Genomic DNA, 10143 nt, shown 5'->3' on the forward strand with positions numbered 1-10143 from the left:
ACGTCAAGCGCGTGGAGGTACGCAAGCTCTGCCCGGAACGTGTTATAGCTACGCCCATGGTTCCCTGCCCTCGCCGCCCGGATCTCGCGCGCACGTCGGTCACCGCCGCCGTCCTCGCCGCGACCTGCGTCACGCTCGGCCTTGCCGTCGCCTGCACCCCGACCGAGCCACGAACGGGGCAATGGCAACCGACGGAGGGAACCTTCGAGGACCCGCGGCCCGAGGGCACCACGAAGGCCACGTCAGAGCCCACGACGAAGCCGACGGGGAACAAGCCGCCGCCGCCGCCTCCGCCGCCGCCGCCGCCGCCGCCGCCTCCGCCTCCGCCTCCGCCTCCTCCTCCGCCTCCGCCTCCGCCTCCTCCTCCGCCTCCTCCTCCCCCGCCCACCGCGACGATTGGCGTGACCGGTCCGAACTGCATCCTCAAAGGGTCATCCCCGCTCGCGAAGGGCACCGTGCTTTACGACGCGCCCCAGGGCGGCCGCGCCATTGCGAGCTTCCAGGGCGGCTACGTCCCCCTGTCGATGAGCGAGGTCCCGCCGGATCCGGCCATTCAACGCTCGAAGATCACCACACGCACGAGCGAGCCTTCCTTCCGGCTCGAAGGCTACGTCGCGACGAACGCGATTCCGGTCTGGAGCGGCCGCGACATCCCGATCGTTTCGGGCAACGTGTGGATCGCGACCGCGCAGAAGCTCAAGATCACCGGGGCGAAGCTCGGGTTCGTCACGGTCGAGATGCCCATCGCCGGCACGAATGGCCAGAACGCCACCGTCAGCGCGCCTTGTGACGCGCTCGCGTTGCAGCGCGGCACGCCCGTGCCCATGGAGGTGCCCGGCAATGGCCGCGGCTACCTCGCCAAGGGCCAGGACATCGACATCCTCGACGGCCCCGCCGGCAACGTCGTCTACACGCTCCGCATGAGCGTCGCCGACATCAAGCTCTTCTGGAGCACCGAGACGAGCGGCTCGTTCGTCCACGGAAAGCTCCGCGCCGATCTCGCGATCGACGGGTGGATGCGCGGGTCGGACCTCACGGCCTTACCGAAGGGCGAGATGATGGATCAATACATCCCCCCCGAGACGAGCGTCGCGGGCGCGCAGCTCGTCATGGATCCGCCGCCCCGCGTCGCCCGGGCCTCGAAGGACATCCCCATTCGCTTCCGGCGTGACGAAAAAGAGCGGCCGATCGGCGTGATCGAGGCCGGCGCCGAGCTCCTCGTGCTGGAGACCGTCGCCGGCTGGACGAACGTGCTGCCGAAATCGGTGTTTGCCCTGCCCGACGAGAGCGGCGGCTTCTGGATCCCGGCCAGCGAGACGCCGCGCTGATCACGCCACGACGTCCACCGTCGCCCCGGCCTCCTCCAGCAATCGCCGATACCACGCCGCGGCCTCGCGTGCGCGGCCAGGCAACGCGCGCGTGCCCCATACCACGCTCAACGTGCGCCGCGTCCCCGCGTGCGTCTTCGTGCGTTGCGCGTCCTTCACCCCGTTCGCCGACGGCCCCTCCGCGTCGAACAGGCAAAGCAGCCCGCCGAGATCGATCTCCTGCCCCGAGGCATTGAAGACATATTTCTCGCCCGGCTTCGCGATCCCGAGCCGGAGCGGCGGCGTCGCGCGGTCGAGATCGATCACGCTGATGGGCAGCCCGCTGTGCAGCGAGACGGCGTTGCACGTATCCACGGCCGTATTGATCGATCCGAGCGCGCCCTCGGCCACCGCGCGGACGAGGTACTCGGACGAAGGCTTGCCCCGCCCCGTCGGCTTGTACCCGCCGTGCCGCAAGAGATCCCGCACGGCCGAGCGGACCGCATCGTCGGCCGCGAGCGGCGCCGCGGCGCCCGGCGTGAGCAGCACGCGGACGCTCTCCGGGACGGCGATTTCGCCGAGCGGCGCGGGAAACGTGGTCGTGAAGGCGGCGGCCTCGAGCAGCGGGTGGGGATCGATCGTCAGCATGGTCGGGCGCATCCTAGCCCGGCGCGCCCCGCTTGACACGAGGGGGCCGCCGCGTGCCTGATGGCCCCTGAAAACGACCGAGGAGGCACGATGAAGATCCCCGCGAAGGGTCTCGGCACGGACGAGCTGTTCGGAAAACTCACCGCGTTCCGCGCCCACGACATGCCCTGGCGCGACGGACGCACCTTCGCGTACGTCTACGATGCCGGGCCCGAGGCCGAGGCCGTCATTCACCGCGCGTACACCCTGTACCTCGGGGAAAACGCGCTCGATCCCACCGTCTTTCCGAGCACGCTCGTGCTCGAAAACGACGTCGTCTCCATGGCCGCCGCGCACCTCGGCGGCGACGACGCCGTCGCGGGCTCGTTCACGAGCGGCGGCACCGAGAGCATCCTGCTCGCCGTGAAGACCGCGCGCGACCACGCCCGCGAGGCGCGCGGCATTCGCGAGCCCGAGATCCTCGTCCCCGAGACGGCGCATGCCGCGTTTCACAAGGCCGCCCATTACCTCGACGTCAAGCTCGTCTCCGTGCCCGTCGATCGCACGACCTTCAAGGCCGACGTCGCGGCCATGCGCGAGGCCATCGGCCCGAACACGATCCTGCTCGTCGGATCGGCCGTCTCCTACGCACACGGCGTCGTCGATCCGATCCACGAGCTCGGCGCGCTCGCGCTCGAAAAGAACCTCCTCCTCCACGTCGACGCGTGCATCGGCGGGTTTCTCCTGCCGTATTTCCGGCGGCTCGGCGCGCCCGTCCCCGATTTCGACTTCCGGGTCCCGGGCGTCACCAGCATCTCCATGGACTTCCACAAGTATGCCTTCGCCGCGAAGGGCGCGTCCGTGATCCTCCACAAGACGAAGGATCTCCGGCGCCACCAGTTTTATGCCTGCGCGGGCTGGTCGGGTTACACCGTCGTCAACTCGACCGTGCAGAGCACGAAATCGGCCGGGCCGCTCGCCGCCTGCTGGGCCGTGCTCCACCACTTCGGCGACGCCGGCTACCTCGACATCGCACGCGGCATGCTGGCCGCGACGCGCAAGATCGTGGACGGCATCGCGGAGATCCCGGGCCTCCGGCTCCTCGCGCGGCCCGAGATGAACCTCGTCGCCTTCACGTCCGACGAGGTCAGCGTCTTTCACGTCATCGACGAGATGAAGGCCCGCGGCTGGTTCGTCCAGCCGCAGCTCGGCTTTGGTTCGTCGAAAGAGAACATTCACCTCTCGCTCAACCCGAAGGCGCTCGGGCTCGCAGGCGATCTGCTCCGGGATCTCCGCGCCTGCGTGGAGATCGCCCGGACGCTCCCCCCGCCCGGCGGCGATCTCTCGGCGCTCCGCGGCGCGCTCGCCTCGCTCGACCTCACGAAGCTCGATCCGGCGGTGCTCGGCGGCATCCTGCGCGAGGCCATGGCGGCGACGGGCGTGGCCGGCGCCAACCTTCCCGATCGCATGGCCGCGGTGAGCGAGGTCCTGAACCACCTGCCGCCCCCGCTGCGCGAGCGGCTGCTCGTCGAATACATGAACGGCCTCTTCCAGACCCGCGTGGACGGACCCTGATCCCTCGCTGCGCCGGAAATCTCGAACATTGATCCGCCGGTGAACCCCGCCGTTCCCCGATTGCGACGAGCGAGCGCCTCCCCCACGAAGCGGGCATGCAGCAGATGCTCCGCCGCCTCGGGCTCGTCGCATCCCTCGCCGCCGCCGCTGCGGGCTGCGGCCGGGACGAACACGTCCTCGCCGCGATTCGCCCCCTCGCCACCCAGAAACGCCTCGCGCTCCCGGTCGAGGTGTACACGCTGAACATCCCCGACGATCTGCCCGGGTTCGCCGTGCCCGGCCCGAACGGAGCGAAACCGAAAATGCTCTTTTTGCACGGGATGTGCTCGGCCGGCGTCGGGGACGTGCAGGCCTTCCAGTTCACGGCGAGCGAACACGGCGGCATCCTCGCGGTCCGCGGCGACACGCCCTGCAACGGCGGCGGCGTCCTGCGCAAACATTCGCTCGACCTCGACAAACTCGACGCCCGCATCCGGGCCGCGTTCGAGGTCAGCGGCGGGGAGGCGAAGGACCTCGTGCTGGTCGGCCACTCGCAGGGCGCTTATCTCGGCGAGCGGCTCGCCGAGCAATGGCCCGAGCGGTATTCGCGGCTCATCTTGATCGGCGCGCCCACGGAGCCCTCCGCGGCGCGGCTCCGGCACGTGCGCGGCGCGGTCATGGTGAGCGGCCAGTACGACGTGACGACGCGCATGAAGCAGGCCGCCGCGGAGCTCCAGGCAGCGGGAATCCCTTCCACGTACCTCGAAATGCCGGGCGCCAAGCACGGGCAGATGGGCGACGCCGAGCGGGTCTTCGGCCAGGCGTTCGCGTGGCTCGAAAAGAACGCGCTCCCGCGCAGGCCCTAGCCGTAGATGAAACGCCTGGATCCGGGGTATCCTCGGTCCATGGCTTCGAACAACCTGCTCGCCTTCGTGCTCGCTGCGTCCGGCGCCCTCCTCGCCCCCGCCTGTTACCTGACCTCGTCATTCGACGGCCTGACCGGCGCTCCGGACGGGGAAGCGGCGAGCGGGTCGAGTTCCAGCAGCGGCATGGGCGGCGCCGGGGGCGCGGGCGGCGAGGGCGGCGCCGGGGGCGCGGGCGGCGACGGGGGCGCGGGCGGCGGCGTCAGCGCACCGGCGACGGGGATCCTCGACGACTTCGACCGCGCCGACGGTGTGCCCGGGGGCTCGTGGAAGCTCCGGTACCCGGGGGCGTACACGATTGACGGCGAGCGGCTCCAGACGGTCGGCAAGGACCCCGACGCGGCGATATGGGATCAGGTCTTTGGTCCCCGCCAGGAGGCGTACGTCACGATCGAGTCGATGGACGGGGACGAGACGGAGATCGAGCTCATCCTGCGCAACCAGGGGGACCCGAGCGAATGCGAGTCGGTCGTGGTGAGCTGGAACCGCTTCAATGCGGTTCCCGGGATCCACGTCGCGTATTGCACGGGCGGGGAGTGGACCACGGTGGGCGAGCCGGTCCCGTACACGCTCGTGGAAGGCGACACGTTCTGGGGGCGCGGCTACGAGGATGGCCGCATCGAGGCGTACGTGAACGGCAAGCTGCTCGGGACGTGGGACGCCTCGGGCGCGCCGATGGGGACCTCGGGCGGCCGGATCGGCGTGTTCACCTATGGCATCCCGGACAAGGTCCGCTTCGAGGACTTCGGCGGCGGCACTTTCTGAGCGCGATCAAAACGTGCCGACGAGCATCGCCGCGCCGCCACCCGGCAGCGGCGCGACGACGGGGATCACGGCCGGGCGGGCGGCGGTCGCCTTCTTTTCGCCGCTGCCGCTCGTGAAAAACAGCGCCGTCGCGACGCCGAGCGACACGACCCCGACGCCGAGCGACACGTCCGCGAGCAGCAGCGTCGTCTTCACGGCGTCGACGTCCGCCTCGGCGCAGCTCTGCGTCCGGCCACAACCGTCCCGGAGCCCCGCGAGATCGCCCTTCCCCGTGATCCCGAGATAAGCAAACGCCCCGAGCGACACGACCCCGAGGCCACCGAGCACGTACGACGCCACGCGTTTTCCAGACGTACCCGACGCCGCGGGCTCCTCCGGGCCTCCGTCCGGGGACGCTGGGGCCGCCGCGCCCTTTGCCTCCAGATCCACGGTGATCACGCGATTCTTTTCGCCGACACGCACGACGACCTGCCGCTCGACCGGCGCGGCGTTCGGCGCGACGAACCGCAGCGTATGCGGGCCGGGGTTCACCGCGATGGGCTGGCCGTCGAGGGTCTTCGTGAGGACGGTGCCGTCGAGCGTCACCTCGGCCGACACGACGTCGTTGCCCTGGGCGTCGCGCAGGCCGGGCACGATCGTCGGCAGGCTCGACTCGACGCGCGGGAGCATGGTGGCGCATTCGTCGCGCACGACGGCCGGGCAGGTCTCGGCGCTGCAGAAGACGAACTTGCCGCGCGCCTCGACCAGGCGGCCGGCTTTTTCGAGCTCCTGCCCCTCCTCGAACGCGGCCGCGCACTGGGCCTTGCGCGCCGGATCCGGCGGCGGGGCGGCGTGCGAGGGCGGGGCGGAGAGCGCCGCGAGCGCGAAGAAGGCGGCGGGGAGGACGCGCGGGGCGGAGAGGGCTCTCGACATGGGCATGGCAACGCGGGGGAGCAGACCGAAGGAACAACAGCTTGCGTGGGGCGTCAACCGCGGGCGGCGTGCTCCGTGCTCCGTGCCGTCCTCGGCTCCTACCTCGGCGCCTCCTTCGACCTCCGTGCCGTCCTCGGCTCCTACCTCGGAGGTTCCCTTCGACCTCCGCGACGTCCTCGGCTCCTACCTCGGAGGTTCCCTTCGACCTCCGCGACATCCTCGGCTCCTACCTCGGAGGTTCCCTTCGACCTCCGTGCCGTCCTCGGCTCCTACCTCGGAGGTTCCCTTCGACCTCCGCGACGTCCTCGGCTCCTACCTCGGAGGTTCCCTTCGACCTCCGCGACGTCCTCGGCTCCCACCTCGGAGGTTCCCTTCGACCTCCGCGACGTCCTCGGCTCCTACCTCGGGGCTTCCCTTCAACCTCCGCGCGAACCTCGCACCGCATCCGCCTGGCGCCTACCCCTGCTCCGCCTCCGCCTCCGCTTCCGTTCCCGCTTCCGCCCGTCTTGACCGCATCCGCCCTTCCCGCGAATGATGCCTCCCGTGTGGCGAGACAAGTCCGAGGCGTTGCTGGCCACGAGCCCTCACGCCCGTGCGCGAGCCATGCTGACGCCGCTCAGAACCCGGTGAATGGAGAGCGTCCACCCATGGAACCCATCACGATCGTCACCATGCTCGGCAAGGTCTTCACTGCGGGGGCGCTCAGCTACCTTGGCGAGGCCAAACAGGGCTTCGACGAATCGGACGTCAGCGCGATCAGCGCCGTCCTCGAGGTCCTCGGCGCCGTGCACGGGGTAGCGAAGGCCAAGCCGCGGACACGGATGACGGCGCTGCATACGGCGCTCGTGCTTCAGGCGTTCGGCACGGCGTTCTACGAGCACTGGGCGGGGGACGAGCGGATGGCGCCCGGGTTGCAGGAGCGGTCGTGGCTCCATCGGGCTTTCCGGTCGAACGACAAGGCCGCGCGGGAGGAGGAGATCCAGACGCGGCTCCGTGTCGCGCTGGGGTGGCTGCAGCCGGAATTCGAGCAGCGGGCCGCGGGGGAGAGGCTCTCGGCGATGCATGTGTTGCATCCCGATCCGATGGCCACGCCGATCTATCAGGCGTTGTATACGGCGTTCGCCGATGGGCGGTTCGAGGGGGGCGAGGACACGGCGTTGCTCGACATGCGGCGCGAGGGGGCGCGGCTCCAGTTCGAGGGCGCGTTTCAGATGGCGTATGCCGAGCTGCTGGTAACGGGGGCAGGGCAGGAGCTGGGGCGGTTTTTGTTGGAGGTCGATAAGGATCGCGCGCGGCAGCTTCGGCGGCGGTTGATGGAGGATGGGTCGATTTCGGACAGGCGGCACGTCTTCGGGACGACCACGCCGGGCGTGCCGATGATGCCGCTTGGTTTCATGTATGTGGAGCCGGATGGCGTTTGGGGAAAAACGCGCAAGCCCCTGCGCGAGTTCATCGGCGACCTGCTCGGGAAGCATCCCATCGTCGTCGTGCGTGGGGATTTCGGTATGGGGAAGTCCCTCACCGCGCGGATGCTCGCCCTTGGGTGGGCGCAGACGTACATGCGGGGCGTGAACCAACCGTCCGCGGAGCTTGTGCTTCCAATCTTCATCAAGTGCGCGCGAGACTTTCAGCGCGAGTCCTTTGCTGCGACGGTCCGGGAGGCGCTTCGCAACCAGGCGGAGGCGATTGGGCTCTCTCTGCTGCGGAGTGACGATGCTTTGGCGATGCCGCCCGATACGATGCGGGTCGTGTACATCGTGGATGGGCTGGACGAGGTCGCGTTGTCGCACACGGAGGTGGAGCAGCTTTTTCGGGAGCTGAAGGGGGCGACGAGTGATCGGCATCGGGTGGTGGTGTTCTCCCGAAAGGGCGCGTTGCCGTCGGAGGACAAGCTCGGGGGCATCCCCGTCATTGATGTGCAGCCTTTCCGTGAGGAGGATCAAGTCGGGACTTGGCTCGATCGCTGGAACCGGCTCAGTACGCGCGACCCCGTTACGGTCGAGGGGCTAAAGAATGCCGAACTTCTGGCGCTGGCGACGACGCCCATCCTGCTCTTCATGATCGCCGTCACCTGGGGTCCTACCCGGATCGAGCAGGGCGAAACGAGCCAGGTGGCGATCTACGAGCATTTCTTCAAGCAGATCGCCGCTGGGAAGTGCAAGCACGACCGGGATCGGCATCCTCGTGTTGCGGAAGCATCCGAGAGACTCCGAGAGAAGCTGCGCGAACATGGCCACGTCGGAAAGGAAACCTCGCCGGAGGATGCGATGTTGTGGCTCATGTCGCGCATTGCGTGGGAACACCGGAGGCGTGAAGCGCGGGGCGAGCATCTCGATTTGCAAGACGTCAACAATCTCCTCCGGAAGGTGCTCGACCTCCGCGAAGAGCCGCAGATCCAGGAGATGATCCGCATGGGAGCCATGCTCGTGTTGCAGGCAGACTTGCGGGATCAGAACCACGTGATCCTGTTCGGCCACAAGAGCTTCGGGGAGTTCTTGGCGGCTCGCTGGTGGGCGGATAGGTTGCGGGCGATTCTCCAGGAACGCAGAGAATCGAGGCAGAGGAGCCTGGAGCGTGAGCTTTATGGCGCGATGTTGCTCGAAGCAGGCAATCGCAGCTTCGAGTTCCTGCTGGCCATCCTCAACGGCGTCCAGTGGAAGGAGGACGAAAGAAAGAGCCTTGGGGGTTGGGCGGAGGGCTGCTTCGTCGATGAACGGCCGGATTTTGACGAGGGCAAGCACGAGGAGGAACGGTCATGGCGAGATGACCAGCGCGTTCCGCTTCGGTATGCTGCGTTTACGATCCGGTGCTACCTTCATGGACTGGAACCATTGAAGGTCGAGACGTCGGCGCTGCGTTCCATGCTGGCATGGTTCTGGATGCGTCAGGAGTGGGCGCCATTGTGTGCGCCATGGATCAGCGCAAAGGGCGTTATCCTGGAACGTGCGGACCTCATCGGTGCGGACCTCAGCGGTGCGGACCTCAGCGGTGCGGACCTCAGCCGTGCGGACCTCAGCGATGCGGACCTCAGCGGTGCGAACCTCAGCGGTGCGGACCTCAGAGATGCAGACCTCATCGGTGCGAACCTCAGCGGTGCGAACCTCAGCGGTGCGGACCTCATCGATGCGATCCTGAGACGTGCGGGCCTCAGCGGTGCGGACCTCAGCGGTGCGATCCTCAGCGGTGCGGACCTCAGAGGTGTGGACCTCAGCGGTGCGAACCTCATCGGTGCGGACCTCATCAGTGCGGACCTGAACGGTGCGAACCTCAGCGGTGCGGATCTCAGCGGCGCTCTCTACAATGCGCTTACTTGCTGGCCCGAATTCTTCGACCCAAGTTCCCGAGGGGCAATCGATGTCGACATTCCAGGCCGTTCGGCGCAAGACTGACCAATTTCTCCCGCGCCAGTTGCAGCCGCGCGTAGGCCGTCTTCAACCGTATTCGCAGCCTGCGGGCAATCTCCACCATCGAACGTCCCTCGATCTCGTACGCAATCAGCACCGCGGCGACCTTCCGGCCGAGCTTGCCGAGGACCCTCGCCAGGAGGCGGGTCGCCTCCATGGCCTGGATCATTCGTGGAAAGACCAGCGGCTCGGGGAGATCGGCCGTGAGGTCCTCGACTCGGTGCCGGGCGAGCTTGCGATGGTTCGAGGCCATGTAGAGCGCGACCGTGTAGAGCCATGGTCGTGCTTGGTCGCCGAGCGCGAGCCGATCGTGGCGCTGCCAGGCGAGCACGAAGACCTCCTGCACGAGATCGTCGGCCTCCCGAGCCGAAACCCCGCGGGCGCGAAGGACGGAGCGGACGAACCCCCGGCATTCGCGGTAAAACCGCGCGAAGGAAGCCTCGGGCGAGGGAAGGCGTGTAGGTTTCTTGGCGGATTCAGGATGGACGTCTACGTTGCTCACAGCTCGTGAACTCCGGTTGTGCGGTGTTTGCGGGTCAGACGCCGGTCGGTGGTGCTAACACCGGCTGGCGTCGCTTGTTTTCTCGCACAGGTTGGGGGAGAAGAAAATCCCCCAAATGAAGAGAAAGGTTCGTCGCGGGAGACCCCGCG

8 protein-coding genes are annotated in these 10143 nt (G+C 68.2%); 5 read left to right on the forward strand and 3 right to left on the reverse strand.

The window, feature by feature from the left end:
- The first annotated feature begins 56 nt into the window (after positions 1-56).
- Positions 57-1328: a hypothetical protein gene (locus QHF89_RS41420; protein ID WP_284721609.1), complete on the forward strand. Its 1272-nt coding sequence runs from the start codon at positions 57-59 to the stop codon at positions 1326-1328.
- Here the strand turns inward: QHF89_RS41420 and QHF89_RS41425 are convergent, their stop codons facing one another.
- A complete protein-coding gene (locus QHF89_RS41425; RefSeq protein ID WP_136970440.1) occupies positions 1329-1955 on the reverse strand; it encodes a phenylalanine--tRNA ligase beta subunit-related protein in 627 nt (208 codons plus the stop codon).
- Positions 1956-2045: 90 nt separating this feature from the next.
- Here QHF89_RS41425 and QHF89_RS41430 point away from each other — a divergent pair, with 90 nt between their 5' ends.
- The 3 genes from QHF89_RS41430 (at position 2046) to QHF89_RS41440 (ending at position 5176) form a co-directional block, all read left to right on the forward strand.
- A complete protein-coding gene (locus QHF89_RS41430) occupies positions 2046-3509 on the forward strand; it encodes a pyridoxal phosphate-dependent decarboxylase family protein (protein ID WP_136970441.1) in 1464 nt (487 codons plus the stop codon).
- 95 nt (positions 3510-3604) lie between these two features.
- Positions 3605-4354 carry an alpha/beta hydrolase gene (locus QHF89_RS41435; RefSeq protein WP_284721610.1) on the forward strand — a complete coding sequence of 250 codons (750 nt, stop codon included), beginning with the start codon at positions 3605-3607 and terminating at the stop codon, positions 4352-4354.
- 39 nt (positions 4355-4393) lie between these two features.
- Positions 4394-5176: a hypothetical protein gene (locus QHF89_RS41440; RefSeq protein WP_284721611.1), complete on the forward strand. Its 783-nt coding sequence runs from the start codon at positions 4394-4396 to the stop codon at positions 5174-5176.
- A 6-nt stretch (positions 5177-5182) separates the two neighbouring features.
- On the opposite strand, the gene QHF89_RS41445 is transcribed toward QHF89_RS41440, so the two are convergent.
- The gene (locus QHF89_RS41445; protein ID WP_136970444.1) at positions 5183-6094 is read right to left on the reverse strand and encodes a hypothetical protein; all 912 of its coding nucleotides are present in this window, start codon (positions 6092-6094) and stop codon (positions 5183-5185) included.
- 641 nt (positions 6095-6735) lie between these two features.
- On the opposite strand from QHF89_RS41445, the gene QHF89_RS41450 reads away from it, so the two are divergent.
- Positions 6736-9477 (forward strand): pentapeptide repeat-containing protein, encoded by a 2742-nt coding sequence (locus QHF89_RS41450; protein ID WP_136970445.1) that lies wholly within the window; start codon positions 6736-6738, stop codon positions 9475-9477.
- Here the strand turns inward: QHF89_RS41450 and QHF89_RS41455 are convergent.
- Complete coding sequence (locus QHF89_RS41455; protein ID WP_136970446.1) at positions 9395-9994, reverse strand: RNA polymerase sigma factor; 600 nt, start codon at positions 9992-9994, stop codon at positions 9395-9397. The genes QHF89_RS41450 and QHF89_RS41455 overlap by 83 nt on opposite strands.
- Between the last annotated feature and the right edge of the window lie 149 nt (positions 9995-10143).

It is taken from the genome of Polyangium sorediatum (genome assembly GCF_029946465.1).
Taxonomy (GTDB): domain Bacteria; phylum Myxococcota_A; class Polyangia; order Polyangiales; family Polyangiaceae; genus Polyangium; species Polyangium fumosum.

Excerpts from the sequence above, each read along its gene's own strand:
- QHF89_RS41420 (WP_284721609.1), top strand. The coding sequence starts at position 57 with ATGGTTCCCTGCCCTCGCCGCCCGGATCTCGCGCGCACGTCGGTCACC.
- QHF89_RS41445 (WP_136970444.1), bottom strand. The coding sequence starts at position 6,094 with ATGCCCATGTCGAGAGCCCTCTCCGCCCCGCGCGTCCTCCCCGCCGCC.
- QHF89_RS41430 (WP_136970441.1), top strand. The coding sequence starts at position 2,046 with ATGAAGATCCCCGCGAAGGGTCTCGGCACGGACGAGCTGTTCGGAAAA.
- QHF89_RS41425 (WP_136970440.1), bottom strand. The coding sequence starts at position 1,955 with ATGCTGACGATCGATCCCCACCCGCTGCTCGAGGCCGCCGCCTTCACG.
- QHF89_RS41435 (WP_284721610.1), top strand. The coding sequence starts at position 3,605 with ATGCAGCAGATGCTCCGCCGCCTCGGGCTCGTCGCATCCCTCGCCGCC.
- QHF89_RS41440 (WP_284721611.1), top strand. The coding sequence starts at position 4,394 with ATGGCTTCGAACAACCTGCTCGCCTTCGTGCTCGCTGCGTCCGGCGCC.
- QHF89_RS41450 (WP_136970445.1), top strand. The coding sequence starts at position 6,736 with ATGGAACCCATCACGATCGTCACCATGCTCGGCAAGGTCTTCACTGCG.